Here is a 15795-nt window from a genome sequence, read left to right on the forward strand (position 1 = left end):
AACCGGCAAATCTCTCTTGACATTAAAAAATTAAATTCCAATATATATCAGCTATAAGTAGTTGTCAAATCAATCGATGTTCTGATGTAAATCGGAAAAATTGATGACCCGATCGGCAATTTGATTAAGCAGATGATGATCATGGCTGACTACGAGCAATCCGATTTTTTTCGCTTTTGCCCACATTAAAACGGAGTGCCAAATTTGCGCCTGTGTAACAGCATCCAGCATTGTTGTCATTTCATCAGCAATTAAATAGCGGATATTTTTACTCGCAAGTGCGCGGGCCAGACAAAAACGCTGTAATTCCCCGCCTGAAAGTTCAAACGGCCAGCGGTGTAACCATTCTTCTTTAATGCCAAGCACCTCCAGAAGCCCGCTGTCCAGCCCTTCCGCCTCTTTGAACATCTTGTCCATACGCCAACGCGGATTAATCGCTTGTTCTGGATGCTGCCAAACCAGTTGAACGGGATTGACAGATGCCGGCGGGATCGGCTTTCCGCCAAGCAGCACTTGGCCATGCAGCGGCTTCTTATAGCCGCTGATAATTTGTGCCAGCGTTGACTTGCCGGATCCGCTATAACCGAAAAGACCTACTACTTCTCCTGGCTTGATCGTCAGGTTTGCGTCCTTAAAGAGCCATGCCCCATACGTATAATGATACCCTATATTCTGTATTTCAAGCATTTGAGTTTGCACGATTTCATTTTGACTGGTTGGAACGAAATTCGGCACTTTGTTTTTTTCTTCAGAAAAAGAAGACGTAAACTCATTTTGCGGTAATGCATTCCATAGTGCTCTCGTATATGGATGCTTAAGTTTTTCTCCTTTACCGGAAAAATCCGTGACATCAGCAATTTCTACTGTTCGTCCTTCACGAAAAACAGCAATTTTGTCGGCAATTTGTAACGCCACTTCAATATCATGTGTAATGAATACCATACTTTTTCCGCCGTCAGCCAATTGTTTTAACTGAGCGACCGTTTCCTGCAATGCCTTCGGGTCCAGACCAGGCGTCGGTTCATCTGCGACGATCAGTTCCGCACCGCTGATCATTGCCGTCGCGGCAAGAACTCTTCTCGCCATGCCGCCGGAGAGTTCAAATGGGTACAAACCGCCAGCTGTTTCGGACAGACACACTTCTTTAAATATAGCGCGCTGAATTTCTCGCTTTTCTTTCCCTTTCACTGCGTCTTGAACTTGTTTGCCTGTCTTCATTAAAGGATCCAAGGCATTCACCGATTGCGGAATAAGCGAAATTTCTTTGCCGCGTAATTCCTCTTGCCTCTTCTTTGTCAATGCCTGACCTTTGTAAATCATTTCACCTTCGACCACTGCATTTTTCGGAAGAATACCTAGAATCGCATTCGCCAGCAGGCTTTTCCCCGATCCGCTCGCGCCTACGATGGCAACGATTTCTCCTTGATGAATCGTTAAATTTACATTGCGGATCGCTTCTATCTTTGTTTCACGTAACCCTTTCCCTAATCGCCGAAAGGTTAAGTTAAAGTCTTTCACTTCCAGCAAGGGGATATACGCTTTTTGATGGACTGGTTGAATTGAAGTCATATTCGTTTCCCCTCATCTTTTTTGGCCGGATATAGGAATAGAGTTCCCGTCCCGGACATGTTCACTCATGGATACCCATAGACTATTTTCAATGAATCGGATTAATCAGTTTCCGCACGCTCCGCCCAAGCAAATCAAAAACACCGACGACGGCAAGCAGTGCCAGTCCCGGGAAGAATGCAAGCCACCAGTATCCCATCGACAAATAACGCATCGCTTCTGATAAAATGTTCCCTATTGCAGGCGTTTCCGTTGATAAACCAAATCCCAGAAACGTAATAGCCGCTTCATGCAAAATGGCATGCGGGAACATCAAAATAAAGCCGATCATGAGCTGGGGAAGCAAGTGGGGAAGAATATGGTGGCGGGCAGCCCATACACGCGATTTTCCCAGTTGGCGGGAGACACTTACATATTCCGCCTGTTTTATTTGCAGCACTTCCGCCCTAAGCAAGCGGGTGAGGCTCGGCCAATGCGTCAGCGCAAGACCAATGATGACCCCTTTAAATCCGCCGCCAAACGCAAATGAAATTAACAATAACGTAATCATATGCGGCACACTTAAAAAGAGGTCGGTTAACCAAGTGACAATCGAATCCGTTATGTTATTCCAATAAGAAAGCAGGCTCAGCATCAGCGCAATCAATGTGCTTGATAAAGCAGCAATTACGCCCACGCTAAAGCTTAATGACAATCCTTTTATTGTTCGCAGCAACATATCCCTGCCAAGCCAATCTGTACCGAATAAATGCGCAAGAGAAGGTGCTTCGTTTTTCATTTCCAAATTGATGCCTGAATTATCCGTATGTAGAAAAAATCCTGTTCCAATGATGACTAAAAGGAAAATCGAGGCGCTGCTAATTACTGTGATCGTTCGCAGCCTGCTATTCATGATCTGGCTACTCATTTCATGCGCCCCTCCTTCTCATCCGGGGATCAATCACTTGATATAACAAATCCGCCAGCAAATTCCCCGTAAATACAAATAGCGTACTAAATAAAACAATACCCAGCAGCAAAGGGACATCGCTGCCAAGTCCCGCCTGTACAACTGCTTGGCCAAGTCCGGGATAAGAAAATACTTGTTCCGCCAATATTGCTCCGCCAAATAATTCTCCAAACGAAGCGAAATGTAAAGATATTGCCGGAAGTGAAATATTTCTCAATCCATGACGCCACAATAATGTGAAGCCGCGCTCACCTTTGGCCTTTGCGAACCGAATATACTCGCTGTTGAGCACTTCAATAAGTTTCTGGCGCGTATGCAGGGCAACATTGGCCACTCCCGTGATGCTCAGCATCAATGCGGGTAAAAACAGATGCCGCGCACGTTCAACCAATGAAACGTCTGCCGACAGAACACCAGCCGGAGAGCCAAGGCCAACCGGAAACCAGCCAAGACTGACTGAGAAAAACATAAGCAGTAAAATGCCGATCCAAAATGCCGGTGTCGAGGCGAGACTGAAAGAATAGCCTTTGATCAGACGGTCAATCCATGTGCCTTCCTTCATCCCGGCAATAACACCCAGCAAAAAACCACCGGCACCCGATAGTGTCCAAGCGACAACCATCAAGGCCAATGAAGCCTGAAAACGCTCACTGATTACATCCGCCACTTCGCTCCTGTACAATAGGGACACACCTAACTCCCCTTGCAAAACGGCTTTTCCCCAATGCATGAATTGTTGGATTTTCGGCTCATTTATTCCCCAATACTCCGCAATATTTTCATATTGTTCCGCGCTGACCCGGGTCATATCTGCCCCAATATACGACTGAACCGGGTCGATCGGCGAAAGGCTTACGAGTGTAAAGGAGAGAATGCTTACGGCAATAAGCAAAGTTGCCAGCTTCACGGCTTTCCTGATAAAAAATAAAGCTATTTTTTTCAACCGCATTGCTATCTCTCTTTTCATTATCAATTGATTACCAATATATTCACATCTTCCATTCTGTTTCCTTACTTCCAGTGCCATTGTTCAATGAAATCTGTAATCGGCCAGCCGTGACCGTGCGGCTGAAGCTTTTGATCGCCGATATCCAAATCATCATTTACTAAGTAGATATGCTGCAGATTAACGAGCCACACCCACGGAGTATCCCCTTTAGAAGAGAAGCCTGTTTTACCGTCCCACTGGGCCTTCTGCCAGTACATATTTGCTTCTTCCTGTGTCGTTGAACGCATCGCTTTTTCCATATAGTCATCAGCTGCCGGGTTAGAGTAATAATTTACATTGTAAAAGCCTTCACCCCTCGTTTGGCTGCTGTGTATATTATACATTTCAAGCGGATCATGGCTTCCCCAGCCCATCATGACAGGATTGGAATACATGAGGTTTCCCAGATCACTCCAGCTTTTCCCCTCTGTCTTCACTTTAATACCAAGCTCTTTTATTTGTTCGGCCACCGCGATGGACAGCGATTGGCGTATCTCATCACCGGCAGGATAAAGCAGTGTGAAAGCGGCTTTCAAATGATCTTTCTCCCGTACGCCATCTTCGTTTTCTATCCAGCCAGCGTCAGTCAGCATTTTTTGGGCTTTCTCCAATTGGTTGTCTGTTACAGCCGTTTCAGGATTCCACCACGGTAAATTATCCGCGACAGAATAAGCTGGTGTACCAAAGCCATCTAAAATTCCATCTACCAATGCCTTCCGGTCAATGCCGATATCAATTGCTTTGCGGATGGTTGGATCGGCCGTCACATCATTCCCGACAGGTGCTCCATCTTTTGTATGTCCGCCTGTCTTCACGTAAGGAAATACAATGCCTCTGTTATCCACCGTATCCATTCGCTCCAGACGCATGCCTGCCACGTCCTGCTTTGCAAAACTTGGAGTAATCGCAGCTACATCGACTTCACCGGCTTTAGCCGCAGCCAGCGTTGCATCCTCCTCTAAGAAAAGAAACGTCAGCTTTTTAAATTTGGGCTGCGTTCCGTAATAATGAGGGTTACTTTCCACAATCAGCTGCTGTCCTCTGCTCCATTGCACCATTTGATAAGGGCCGGATCCAATAGGGTTCTCATTGTAGTTGTCATCATAAGCATGCTTCGGAACAATTCCTATTGTTGCAAGCCGTGTGCTAAATGTTGAATCCGGCTGTTTTAGCGTAAACTTCACTGCATAATCGCCCGAGGTCTCCACTTCGTTAAGATTGCTTAAATCAATTACAGAACCGCTGTTTTTTGCTGTTTCAAATGTAAAAGCAACATCCTCCGATGTTAAAGGCTCTCCGTCCGAAAATTTCACATCATCGCGGATCTCCACTGTATATTGTAATCCGTCACTGCTGACTTCAAGGTTTGCTGCTAAGTCGTTCTGAATAGAGAAATCTTTATCATATGTAAGCAATGTACTTTGAAACAGAGGAGACCCATACATGCCCCACCCGGTAGTCGGATCAAAACCTTCGTCTGTTTCACCGCCAATTGCCAGTATTAACTCATCTTTCCTGTCCGTTTTTTCATCCGGCCGGCTGCTGTCCTGATTGTTTGAACAAGCCCCCAAAACACTGATGAAAAGCAATAGACCAGATAGCCAAAGCTTTCTCATTGTTATCCCCCTAGTTATATCTATTGGTTTATGAAAATACGACAAAGTTCACAGTAAATTACCCGGCAACTCTTATAAATTGCCGGGCATTTTCTAGTACTTCCGCAGAAAGCTTGGTTTCGTCTGATGCCATTCATCACTGATTACGTGGTGGCATGCTGAGATTATCCGCTCTATAAGCTGTGTAAAATTCGCCATGATCCGGATAGTGAACCCGGGAACAGCAAGCCTGGATATTCCAAATGCAAAGTCCCCGTCCTCCTGCTGAATTCTTTCATACAAACGATCCAATAACTCATCACTCGTTTTTTCTCCAACCACAATAAATGAACCTAAATGAGTATATCCTTCCATAAATCCTAACTCGTTCATATTTTGAGATGCCGGATGTAGTTTAATATGGTCAAAAGCAACCAGCTGATTCTCCATATAAATCTTCGTTTTTAGACGAAGCATATCATAGCTGAATTTTTCCCCTTCCGGCGACCAGCCCGGAGTCAGGATCTCGGAATACAGCAATGTGGCCCCTTTTTCCATGTATATACTGTTTTTCTGATAGCATCTGGCATCTTTGTATGCAATGAGTGCATCGGGCAAGTACTCCAGATAACTGTCTTTTCCCATATGGAACACCGTTTCCTGATACACTTGCTCAGTGGGCGTTCTGTATACTTTCGTAGCCGACTGGGTCGTCAATGTCAGCTTCGCCTGTTCACCAAGCGTAACTTTCATGCGATACCGGTCTCCGTCTAAATAACCGCCGCCCGGATTCAATAAGTAATAGCACGGGTAACTATTCTTATTAAAATAGACGGGGCGCATCACTTTAAAAGCACCTTGAAAGTAGACGCTTTTCGCTACGGAACGTCCCTGCCGATTTTCCATGACAAGATCAAGAACGCCTGTCCATTCAGACATCTTGTCCCAGCCCTTTTAATAAAGCATGTTTCCTGATCCATTCCACCACTTCATCCAGTCCGTCATCGTCTTTTAAATTGGTGAAAAAGAATGGTTTATTGCCTCTGAATACTTTTGTGTCAGATTCCATTACCTCAAGGCTTGCCCCGACATATGGCGCCAAATCAGTTTTATTAATAATGAACAGGTCAGATTTAATCATCCCTTGTCCGCCCTTACGCGGGATTTTCTCTCCCTGTGCCACGTCGATTATATAAATGGAAAAGTCTACGAGTTCCGGACTGAACGTAGCTGCCAGATTGTCGCCGCCGCTTTCTACAAAAATCAGCTCAAGATCGGGATGCTTTTCTTTTAATTCATTGATCGCTGCAAAGTTCATTGATGCATCTTCACGAATAGCTGTATGCGGACAGCCCCCTGTCTCCACCCCGACGATGCGGTCTTCAGGAAGAATACCGTTCGCAACTAAAAACTTGGCATCTTCTTTCGTATAAATGTCGTTGGTGATAACTGCCATACTGACTTCACCCTCTAAAGCACGGGTAATCTTTTCGACAAGCATTGTTTTACCTGCGCCGACTGGTCCGCCGACACCTATTTTAATTGGTCCCATATTACGCACATCCTAACTGTTAATTTTCTTTCATTCATCACGAACTGAAAATACGTATGCCAACACGTTCGTGCTGCATTTGTGAAAGTTCAAGTCCTGGCGATACGACACCGAACTCTTCTTCATCCAGCTCCATAATTTTGTCTGTCGCTTGCTGGAGCTGCTGCTGAAATGAATAAATAATTTTTTGACCTGCCGTTTGTCCAAGAGGAATGGCCCGCACGGCATTTTGTACGAGACTGACGACAGTCGAATACAAATAATATAAAATCGTCGTTCTCTTTTCTGCTTGCAAATGATGTCCCACCATCGTAAAAACTATAGCGGGATGGCCAAAAGCTTCTTTATCACGTATTTTCTGCGCGTAGACAGACAGCATCGGTATTTCGTAAATAGATTGCGCAATGTCCAGCATCCTGTCACCCATACGCTGTGTGCCGTCACGTGATTCACGGGCCAGATTCTGCACAGTCAATAGACGATCCAATTCCCAAATCTCATCAAGTTCATCCATATCAAGTGCATCATAAGCGATTCTAACAGCCAATCCATCCGCGTAGGCGAGCTGCTCATGCACATAGACATTCAGCCAGTCGGAAAACGTATCAGCGTCTGTGACTATGTCTTTTTGAATATATGTTTCCAGACCGAATGATTGGCTGAATGATCCTACCGGAAAATTGGAATCGCATAATTGGAACAAGGACAGTGCATGATTAGTCATGGCTATGCCCGATATGGCGGAAAGCCTTTGCAACTTTTCGTTCTTCCCGCTTGAATGGAATGCCCATTTCCTGCAGCAATTCCTCCACTAAATAATCATACTGTACGAGCATGTCCTGATCCTCAAACTGCGCAGGCAAATGCCGGTTTCCAAGCTGATGTGCAATCGTTCCCATTTCAAGCATCGAGCGAGGGCTGATGATTAGTAAATCATCAGATAGCACGTCAATGAAGATGATATTTTTATCATCCATAAAAAGAACGTCGCCAGCTTCCAAATCACGCGGATTTTTTAAACGGATGCCGATTTCACGTCCATGATCTGTTTCCACGCGCTGAATTCTTTTCATTAAATGCGCACTTTCCAGGTACACTTTCTCTTTATGGCGCTTTTCATATTCACCTGGTTCTAAATCTTTTACGTTCAGTAAGACTTCTTCTACTATCATGTTTTTCACCTCAAAATAAGAAATAGCGTTGCCCCATTGGCACTTCATCAATCGGATCACATGTGATGAGCTTTCCGTCGATTCTCACTTCATACGTCTGCGGATCTACATCAATATCCGGAGTGGCTGTATTTAATTTCATGTCTTTCTTCGTAAGACCGCGTATATTGCGCACAGGAAGCACTATTTTTTCAAGTCCAAGCTTTTCTTTTATTCCTTGGTCGTATGCAATCTGAGAAACGAATGTAATGGAACTCTGCGACAGCGCCTTTCCGAGTGCTGCGTACATCGGACGGTAAATCATCGGCTGCGGTGTCGGAATCGTCGCATTGGCATCCCCCATTAAGCTAAAGACAGCCATTCCATTTTTCAAAATCATTTCCGGTTTGACACCAAAGAATTTCGGATCCCAAAGAACAAGGTCCGCCATTTTTCCGACTTCAATTGAACCGATATACTCGGATATTCCGTGAGTAATGGCAGGGTTAATCGTATATTTGGCGATATAGCGCTTCACCCGGTTATTATCCGAATACTCACTGTCACCTTCCATAATCCCAAGCTGTTTTTTCATTTTATGGGCTACTTGCCATGTACGAAGTGCCACTTCACCTATACGGCCCATTGCCTGTGAATCTGAGCTTGTCATACTGAAGATGCCCAGGTCCTGCAGAATGTCTTCCGCTGCTATCGTTTCGTTGCGGATGCGTGAATCCGCAAATGCGATATCTTCCGGCACAGATGGATTTAAGTTATGGGCAACCATCACCATATCCAAATGCTCATCGATAGTGTTGATTGTATAAGGTAATGTCGGATTGGTGGAGGCTGGCAGCACATTCATCATGCCTGCGGATTTAATCAGATCCGGCGCGTGCCCGCCGCCTGCGCCTTCCGTATGGTACATATGGATAACGCGGCCATCAATTGCTTTCATCGTATCTTCAAAAAATCCGGCTTCGTTTAACGTATCCGCGTGAAGCGCAATCTGCACATCGTATTCATCAGCAACCCGCAGTGCATGATCGAGAACTGACGGCGTTGCGCCCCAATCTTCATGGACTTTCAAACCAATAGCACCGGCAAGTATTTGTTCCGCTAAAGGACCGCTCGCTGCAGCATGTCCTTTCCCTGTCAAACCGATATTAATCGGCTGCCCTTCCAAAGCTTTCAGCATGGAATGAAGATGCCAGGCACCCGGTGTGGCAGTCGTTGCTCTGGAGCCGTCACCCGGTCCCGCGCCGCCGCCAATCAGTGTCGTCGTTCCCGCTGTAAGTGCGACATCCACTTGCGCCGGATTGATGAAGTGCACGTGTGTATCAATCGCGCCCGCGGTAATGATTTTACCTTCGCCCGAGATCACTTCTGTGGATGCTCCTATAATAATGTCTACTTTGTCTTGTACAAGCGGGTTACCTGCTTTTCCGATGCCCGAAATTTTACCGTCCCGGATTGCCAAGTCCGCTTTATAAATACCTGTATAGTCAAGCACTACCACATTTGTAATAACCGTATCAGGGACCCGTTCGTCTTCTTCCCGTGTGATCAGCGGATGCTGTCCCATTCCGTCACGGATGACTTTTCCGCCGCCAAAAACTACTTCTTCTCCATATTTTGTATAGTCTTTTTCGATTTGGATGAACAGATCGGTATCTGCAAGTCTGACGGAGTCACCGGTTGTCGGTCCGTACATTTGAGCATATTGTTCCCTATCCATTTTAAAACTCATTTCGCATCCCCGCCTTCCAATGGTCCGTCTACTTTATTATGAAATCCGTATACTTCTCTTTTTCCAGCATAATCAATCAGCTGCACTTCTTTCTCATCACCCGGTTCAAAACGGACAGCAGCACCCGCAGGTATATTTAAACGCTTGCCGTATGTCACTTCCCGATTAAACTTTAATGCAAGATTTACTTCATAAAAGTGATAATGAGAACCGACCTGGATAGGTCTGTCGCCATGATTTACAACTTGTACATCTATACTTTCTGCGCCTTCATTACAAATTATCGGTTCATCTTTCAAAATATATTCGCCTGGTATCATCGTAACGTCCCCTTTCTTTACATAAAACTATCGTATCGGTTTATGAACTGTAACTAATTTCGTCCCGTCGGGGAATGTTGCTTCTACTTGAATATCGTCAATCATTTCGGGAATGCCATCCATTACGTCTTCACGAGATAGGATCGTTGCCCCGTACGCCATAAGTTCTGCAACTGTCTTGCCGTCTCTGGCACCTTCCATCACTTCGTATGTAATTAGCGCCATTGCTTCCGGGTGATTTAATTTAAGACCCCGCTCTTTACGTCTTCTGGCTACATCAGCAGCCACAACAATCATTAATTTATCAATTTCACGCGGTAGTAATTGCATTGTTCAACCTCCTAAAATGTAATAATACGTTGCAGCACTGCTCTTTTCTCCAACTGCGTTCAATATAACCCGCTCAATTTTCATTAAAATGAGAAAACTCTAACCGGCTTGCTATAGCCTTCCATAACTGACCACTTTTTCCTCCATATAATACATACGAACTAATTTCAGATCATATAAAAAATACAGCTTCACACAGTTTACCCTAATGCAAGTCAGCATAAACGTTGTCCTGTGTTACTTTTCGCCATAAAAAACTGTCGAATGCAGCAAGAATCGTTTGTCCTGCCGACTATGGGTTCTGCTTATACAACAAGGTAATATAAATGGTTTACTCGCAGTTGATTCGTTAATGACTCATGCCGTCAGGGGGTGATCGGTGAGATTTTACATACTTCAAACAACTGGAAAGGAAGGGTAGTCTACTTTCTTTACTGAAAGGTTAGAGAAAGTAGTTTGGAGTTACTGCCACTAATTTATTGTACAGTTTCTCGGTCAGGATTCAAGTGTTCCCGCTTACGGAGAAGATAATACGAAAAAACACTTCATCCCAACCGTAATGCTGCTATTAGCAGGCAAAAAAAATAGACTGTAATGTATGTACTCAGTCCGTATGTCCACGTAAATTCAATGTTACTTACATCAGCCCGACAGCCCGTCAGGCGGTGCAGCCGGGCTGTGCGGTCAATTCTTTCCTACATGTTACCGAATTCTGTACTGCTGTTTAATGATGATGGTGGTGCTCATATCCATGTTCTTCTGCGTATATACGAAAATTCTCTAAATCTTGCATACCGGTCGAAGTGCCGTCTAATGCTTGATTCATGCGTTCCAGCAAGACATTCCGCAAATTTGGATGATAGCCAAAGTACTCTGCAATTTCAATCTGCGTTTGCGGATGCCTCTCTCTGAACTGTCCCGCAAATTTTTTCATTCGCTCCATTAAAATTCCCGTGAATAAAAAGTATGGCAGCATAATAACTTTCTTCGCACCTAATTCTATACAGCGCTCCATTCCTTCTTGCACGGTCGGTGTCGCCACTCCCATAAAGGCATTTTCAACAATAGGCACCTGCAGTTTTTCCCACAACAAACTGCTGATCTTATAAAAATCTGCCTTGGCGTCCATATCACTGCTGCCTCGTCCAATAAAGAGAATAGCTGTATCTTCATGCTTCTGATTCACATCAAATCCTACTTCAGCAAGTCTTGTCAGTAAGATATCAATCACTTCTTTATGAATACCTATCGTTTGGCCATAAGTAAAGTGAATATCCGGAAAATGCTCTTTAGCATGTTCTATTTCTGCTGGTATATGGAGTTTTGAGTGGCCTGCATGCAATAGGATAATGGGAATTACATGAACTTCATCTGCACCTTTTTCAATGCATAATTGAATGCCATCTTCGATATTTGGCGATGCGAATTCGAGAAAGCAAGTTTCTACCAGTAAAGCCGGGTCAACATGCCCTTTCATCTCGTCGATAAATTTGCGGACTTCTTCGTTTCCCGCCTCCAGCCGGCTCCCGTGTCCGACAAATAATACCGCTTTTTTCTTCGGCCCTCTTTTTTTCCGATATTTATTGATTCCTTTAACACGTGATTCACCGCGTTTTCGTTCACCGTGTTCCATTGAATAAATAATTGAATCTTCTTTCACTGATTCATGGACAATCGCACGTGCTGTTTCTTCTTGCTGCACGGAGTACCATGTCCCTTTTGGATAATCAATGACGACACATTTATCTTTACAGCGGCCGTTACAGCGTGTACGCGATGTATGAATCTTTTCGTCCAAACGATTTATACGGATTTCATCACGGATCTGTTGTGTGACTTCTTCAGCTCCAGCTCCCATACAAGTAGACCCGTTGCAGATGAGCACATGGCGCTGCATTGGCGTTAAATTCCAAGTAGTCATGATTGATAACCTCCGATTTTGTTAATAAGCGTCCGGGTAGAAGCCTTTTGCTAGTATTTCAACTGCTTCTGCTGCACGAATACCTTCAGAAGCCGCCGATAATGGCAAAGTGACAAACTTTTCATTTTGTACGGCAGGTGTTTCACTTAATGCCGGATCTGATTTGAGGAAGTTTATTTTCTGCTCTACTGTAGTTGAACCGTAATCAATTACAACAATTACTTCGGGCTGTCGCTCCACTGCATCTTCTTTTGAAACGGTAGCCCAGTTCCCCTCCACATCTCCAAACACATTGCGGCCTCCCGCCATCGTAACCAGTGTATTCATGAAGTTCTGTGTCGCCGTGAAGACTTCCGTATCACCACTATCAAATACTAAAACTTCCAGCGGCTCTTTTACTTCAGGCAGTTTAGCTGTAATCTCTTCAATGTCCTGATTCATTTGGCTTACTAGCTCTTCCCCGCGATCTTCTATCCGGAAAATCTTTGCGATATTTCGTATATCTGTATAGATGTCTTCTAAAGTTGGCGCTACTTTAGTAGATGACATCTGTAAATAGCTGTCGATGCCTAGCTCTTTTAGCTCTTCACGTGCGGCAATGGATTTTTCAGTAAATGCACTTGACCAGCCGGCATACAGAAAGTCTGCTTCCGCTTCAATCACTTGCTCTTTGGATGGATATTGTTCCGCCAATACGGGGACTTTCTCATATGTTTCCTGTAATGGTTTGTAGATCTTGTCGTCCAAATAAGCTGTACCAACCATTGAATCTTCCAAACCGAGCGCAAGCATGATTTCTGTTACATGCTGGTTTAATGAAATTGCACGACTGGGCGCCTTATCGTATTCAATGACAAAGTCATTGTTATCAATAATAATTTTTTCATCCTGTTCTGTTTGTCCGCTTTTCGCAGCGTCCTTCTCTGTTTCATTTCCTGTCGCTTTGTTTGAACATGCCGCCAGTAAAAGTAATGTACTGAAAAACATACATGCTACGATTAATTTCTTGTTCATATGTCCGTATTCTCCTTAGATTTTCTGTGTGAAAAATAAATGCAGTTTTTGTGTAAATGGATTCTTTGAAATGTCGGCCTGTACACGGAAAACTTGCTGTATGTTTTCCTCTGTCAGCACCTGTTCTGGAGTTCCTTTCATATGCAGAACCCCATCTTTTATTAAGAGTAATTCATCACAATAGCTGGACGCTAAATTCAAATCATGCAATGCCGCTATAATCGTAATGGGCAGCTCTTTCACCAAATCCAGCAACTGAAGCTGATGTTCGATATCCAAATGATTAGTCGGCTCATCTAAAATCAATATTTTTGCCTGCTGAGCGAGCGCGCGTGCCAGCATCACCCGCTTCTTTTCCCCGCCGGATAATTGTCCGAGTGTTCGATCTTTTAAATACAGCACATCGGCGAGCTTCATGCTTTCCTCAACAATAGCAAAGTCTTCTTTACTGTCTTTTGCCAGCCATTGTTTATAGGGTGTCCGTCCCATCATGACCAAATCTTTTACGGTAAAGTCAAAGAGCACAGGAGTTTCCTGACTCACCACAGCCATTTCTCTTGCGATCTTTTTTTGAGTCATTTGGTCCATGTCTTTTTCGTATAACGTCACAACTCCGCTTGTTTGCTGTAAATAGCGGTAGATGATTTTTAACATCGTTGATTTTCCGCTGCCATTAGGGCCAATAACGCCAATAAACTTGCCTTGATCTAACGAAAAGGAAATGTCATGCAATATTTTCTTTTCAAGCACTGAAAATGAAATATTTTTTACTTGCAACATTTTTATTCACCATCCCCAAAAGAGTATCGACGGCGTCTAAGCATCCAAATAAAGAAGGGGCCTCCGCATACAGCAGTTACAATTCCAATAGGCATTTCTTCAGGCGCTATTGCAACACGTGCTGCCATATCTGCCCATACTAAGAAAACTGCACCCATTAATGCACTGATCGGCAGCACCAATTTATAGTTAGACCCGACCATCATTCGCACAACATGCGGTACTATTAGCCCGACAAAGCCAATGCTGCCGCTGCTGGCAACTACAACACCCGTCAATAATGAAACGGCCAGGATAATAAAAATCCGAAAACGGTCTAAATTTATGCCAAGTGTCGTAGCCAGTTCTTCACCGAGAAGGAGCGCATTAAGCTGCCTGTAATTGAATAGCAGCAGTATAAAAATCAGCAGAAATGTAAAGAACGGCAAACCAATGGTTGACCACTTCGCGCCTGCCAGACTGCCGAGCGTCCAATGTATGACAGCTTGAATACCGCCTTGCTGTTTTGATGTCATCAGCATAAAATTGGTGATGGCCGAAAATACCATTGAAATTGCAATTCCCGCCAGAAGAAGACGAATAACAGATGTTCGTCCGTTGACACGTGCCAATAAAAACACGATAACAACTGCCAGAATAGCGCCGAAAAAAGCGGCAACAGACAGCGCATAGGTACCTAAAAAGCTGAATGCACCAAGCAAAATGACCAAAGTCGCACCAACTGATGCGCCGGACGACACCCCTAAAATATATGGATCCGCAATAGGGTTCCTTACCAGTGCCTGAATTGCCGCTCCGCTGATCGCTAAGGCTGCTCCGACTATCGCGGCAAGTATAATCCGCGGCAAACGAATTTCCCATATAATAATGCTCTGTGCTTTTGAAGCCGTGGCTTCTGCGGATAAACCCATTTTCGTAAAAAGGACTTCCCAAATAATACTCGGCGTAATATCAACGGAGCCCACCATCACTCCAAACGTCATAGAAGCCAGCAACACTGCCAGCAATACACTTGCTAATAATGTAAATCGCAGCTTAGTCATGTGAATTCGAAGGCTCCCAAGTAATGATCGCCGCATAAAATGGATGACGGTACACGTATTGGCCATCTTCCATCGCAATAAAAGGTTCAAGTGAGCTTTTCACATGTGCCATTTCAAACTGTGGTGACAAGATTTTTTTGCTCTGTGTTTCATAAAGTTGTTCCAATGTATTGTAACGGTATGTACGCTCCAGCTTGACCATTTCACAATTTGCGTAAATGCCTAATTGGTACAGTATATTGAGAATGGCAATATAATCGCGGCGCGGGTATTTTATTTCATAGCCATACTGCTTATCTAAGACAACATAATGCGGTTGGATTGGGCCCGTCGTTAAGCCGATGATGGCACGTTTTTGCGCAAGTGCGTTCATTTTCTTCAGTGCCGTCTTCAGTTCATACATACGGTAAAAGCAGTTTACTCCGACAACGATATCATGCGGCTCAACCTGCACTTCTTCCCATTTACTGTTAACAAACTGAACCGGCGCATCGCTCTCATAGTATTGTCTTAAATAAGCAAGCACACTTTCGGAACCGTCTACAAGTGTCAGACTTTTTACGTCTTCACTTAATGGAAATGTATAATTTCCCCATCCCGGTCCGATTTCCAGGCAGCTTGCATCCTCTGGTATATACGGTTTCATTTTTTCATAGATTCTTTCTGCATAGTCGTCTGTTTGTTTATATGTTTTTTTCTTCATGGACTGCGCCCAAAAATCTTCTTCGAGCTCATCGTCCACCATACGCTCGGGCATATTACCGTGCCAATCCAGCATGCCTTCTTTCCAGAGTTTCTCAAAATCGATTTTTAAAGGGGATTCCTTCATGATT

At 44.2% G+C, this 15795-nt stretch carries 16 protein-coding genes; all 16 read right to left on the minus strand.

Annotated elements, in window-relative coordinates:
- Positions 1–69 precede the first annotated feature (69 nt).
- On the minus strand, positions 70–1569 hold the full coding sequence (locus SporoP33_RS16325; protein WP_081243163.1) for an ABC transporter ATP-binding protein: 1500 nt from the start codon (positions 1567–1569) through the stop codon (positions 70–72).
- 88 nt (positions 1570–1657) lie between these two features.
- The gene (locus SporoP33_RS07645; RefSeq protein WP_231293322.1) at positions 1658–2476 is read right to left on the minus strand and encodes an ABC transporter permease; all 819 of its coding nucleotides are present in this window, start codon (positions 2474–2476) and stop codon (positions 1658–1660) included.
- A 1-nt stretch (position 2477) separates the two neighbouring features.
- On the minus strand, positions 2478–3467 hold the full coding sequence (locus SporoP33_RS07650; protein ID WP_081243164.1) for an ABC transporter permease: 990 nt from the start codon (positions 3465–3467) through the stop codon (positions 2478–2480).
- A gap of 62 nt (positions 3468–3529) precedes the next feature.
- Complete coding sequence (locus SporoP33_RS07655) at positions 3530–5122, minus strand: ABC transporter substrate-binding protein (RefSeq protein WP_081243165.1); 1593 nt, start codon at positions 5120–5122, stop codon at positions 3530–3532.
- Between the two features lie 93 nt (positions 5123–5215).
- Positions 5216–6040, minus strand: a complete 825-nt coding sequence (locus SporoP33_RS07660) for an urease accessory protein UreD (protein ID WP_081243166.1) — start codon at positions 6038–6040, stop codon at positions 5216–5218.
- On the minus strand, positions 6033–6653 hold the full coding sequence (gene ureG, locus SporoP33_RS07665) for an urease accessory protein UreG (RefSeq protein WP_081243167.1): 621 nt from the start codon (positions 6651–6653) through the stop codon (positions 6033–6035). The genes SporoP33_RS07660 and ureG overlap by 8 nt, the downstream gene beginning before the upstream one ends.
- 37 nt (positions 6654–6690) lie before the next feature.
- Complete coding sequence (locus SporoP33_RS07670) at positions 6691–7377, minus strand: urease accessory protein UreF (RefSeq protein ID WP_081243168.1); 687 nt, start codon at positions 7375–7377, stop codon at positions 6691–6693.
- Positions 7370–7825, minus strand: coding sequence for an urease accessory protein UreE (ureE, locus tag SporoP33_RS07675; RefSeq protein ID WP_081243169.1), 456 nt, complete (start codon positions 7823–7825; stop codon positions 7370–7372). Before ureE ends, SporoP33_RS07670 begins: the two co-directional genes overlap by 8 nt.
- A gap of 10 nt (positions 7826–7835) precedes the next feature.
- A complete protein-coding gene (gene ureC, locus SporoP33_RS07680) occupies positions 7836–9554 on the minus strand; it encodes an urease subunit alpha (RefSeq protein ID WP_081243170.1) in 1719 nt (572 codons plus the stop codon).
- A complete protein-coding gene (locus tag SporoP33_RS07685) occupies positions 9551–9874 on the minus strand; it encodes an urease subunit beta (RefSeq protein ID WP_081243171.1) in 324 nt (107 codons plus the stop codon). The genes ureC and SporoP33_RS07685 overlap by 4 nt, the downstream gene beginning before the upstream one ends.
- A 27-nt stretch (positions 9875–9901) precedes the next feature.
- Complete coding sequence (locus SporoP33_RS07690) at positions 9902–10204, minus strand: urease subunit gamma (RefSeq protein WP_081243172.1); 303 nt, start codon at positions 10202–10204, stop codon at positions 9902–9904.
- A 724-nt stretch (positions 10205–10928) separates the two neighbouring features.
- Positions 10929–12125 carry a CbiX/SirB N-terminal domain-containing protein gene (locus SporoP33_RS07695; protein ID WP_081243173.1) on the minus strand — a complete coding sequence of 399 codons (1197 nt, stop codon included), beginning with the start codon at positions 12123–12125 and terminating at the stop codon, positions 10929–10931.
- 21 nt (positions 12126–12146) lie between these two features.
- Complete coding sequence (locus SporoP33_RS07700) at positions 12147–13139, minus strand: ABC transporter substrate-binding protein (RefSeq protein ID WP_081243174.1); 993 nt, start codon at positions 13137–13139, stop codon at positions 12147–12149.
- Positions 13140–13154: 15 nt separating this feature from the next.
- Entirely contained in the window at positions 13155–13919 is a 765-nt protein-coding gene (locus tag SporoP33_RS07705; protein ID WP_081243175.1) for an ABC transporter ATP-binding protein, read from the minus strand.
- A gap of 2 nt (positions 13920–13921) precedes the next feature.
- Complete coding sequence (locus SporoP33_RS07710; RefSeq protein WP_081243176.1) at positions 13922–14962, minus strand: FecCD family ABC transporter permease; 1041 nt, start codon at positions 14960–14962, stop codon at positions 13922–13924.
- Positions 14955–15791 (minus strand): class I SAM-dependent methyltransferase, encoded by an 837-nt coding sequence (locus SporoP33_RS07715; RefSeq protein WP_231293323.1) that lies wholly within the window; start codon positions 15789–15791, stop codon positions 14955–14957. The genes SporoP33_RS07710 and SporoP33_RS07715 overlap by 8 nt, the downstream gene beginning before the upstream one ends.
- Between the last annotated feature and the right edge of the window lie 4 nt (positions 15792–15795).

It is taken from the genome of Sporosarcina sp. P33, assembly GCF_002077155.1.
In the GTDB taxonomy this organism is placed as follows: Bacteria; Bacillota; Bacilli; order Bacillales_A; family Planococcaceae; genus Sporosarcina.

What these genes read in the sequence shown, in the direction of transcription:
- SporoP33_RS16325 (WP_081243163.1), bottom strand. Translation starts at nt 1,569, where the DNA reads ATGACTTCAATTCAACCAGTCCATCAAAAAGCGTATATCCCCTTGCTG.
- ureC (WP_081243170.1), bottom strand. Translation starts at nt 9,554, where the DNA reads ATGAGTTTTAAAATGGATAGGGAACAATATGCTCAAATGTACGGACCG.
- SporoP33_RS07660 (WP_081243166.1), bottom strand. Translation starts at nt 6,040, where the DNA reads ATGTCTGAATGGACAGGCGTTCTTGATCTTGTCATGGAAAATCGGCAG.
- SporoP33_RS07670 (WP_081243168.1), bottom strand. Translation starts at nt 7,377, where the DNA reads ATGACTAATCATGCACTGTCCTTGTTCCAATTATGCGATTCCAATTTT.
- SporoP33_RS07700 (WP_081243174.1), bottom strand. Translation starts at nt 13,139, where the DNA reads ATGAACAAGAAATTAATCGTAGCATGTATGTTTTTCAGTACATTACTT.
- SporoP33_RS07655 (WP_081243165.1), bottom strand. Translation starts at nt 5,122, where the DNA reads ATGAGAAAGCTTTGGCTATCTGGTCTATTGCTTTTCATCAGTGTTTTG.
- SporoP33_RS07710 (WP_081243176.1), bottom strand. Translation starts at nt 14,962, where the DNA reads ATGACTAAGCTGCGATTTACATTATTAGCAAGTGTATTGCTGGCAGTG.
- SporoP33_RS07650 (WP_081243164.1), bottom strand. Translation starts at nt 3,467, where the DNA reads ATGCGGTTGAAAAAAATAGCTTTATTTTTTATCAGGAAAGCCGTGAAG.
- ureE (WP_081243169.1), bottom strand. Translation starts at nt 7,825, where the DNA reads ATGATAGTAGAAGAAGTCTTACTGAACGTAAAAGATTTAGAACCAGGT.
- SporoP33_RS07715 (WP_231293323.1), bottom strand. Translation starts at nt 15,791, where the DNA reads ATGAAGGAATCCCCTTTAAAAATCGATTTTGAGAAACTCTGGAAAGAA.
- SporoP33_RS07685 (WP_081243171.1), bottom strand. Translation starts at nt 9,874, where the DNA reads ATGATACCAGGCGAATATATTTTGAAAGATGAACCGATAATTTGTAAT.
- ureG (WP_081243167.1), bottom strand. Translation starts at nt 6,653, where the DNA reads ATGGGACCAATTAAAATAGGTGTCGGCGGACCAGTCGGCGCAGGTAAA.
- SporoP33_RS07645 (WP_231293322.1), bottom strand. Translation starts at nt 2,476, where the DNA reads ATGAGTAGCCAGATCATGAATAGCAGGCTGCGAACGATCACAGTAATT.
- SporoP33_RS07695 (WP_081243173.1), bottom strand. Translation starts at nt 12,125, where the DNA reads ATGACTACTTGGAATTTAACGCCAATGCAGCGCCATGTGCTCATCTGC.
- SporoP33_RS07690 (WP_081243172.1), bottom strand. Translation starts at nt 10,204, where the DNA reads ATGCAATTACTACCGCGTGAAATTGATAAATTAATGATTGTTGTGGCT.
- SporoP33_RS07705 (WP_081243175.1), bottom strand. Translation starts at nt 13,919, where the DNA reads ATGTTGCAAGTAAAAAATATTTCATTTTCAGTGCTTGAAAAGAAAATA.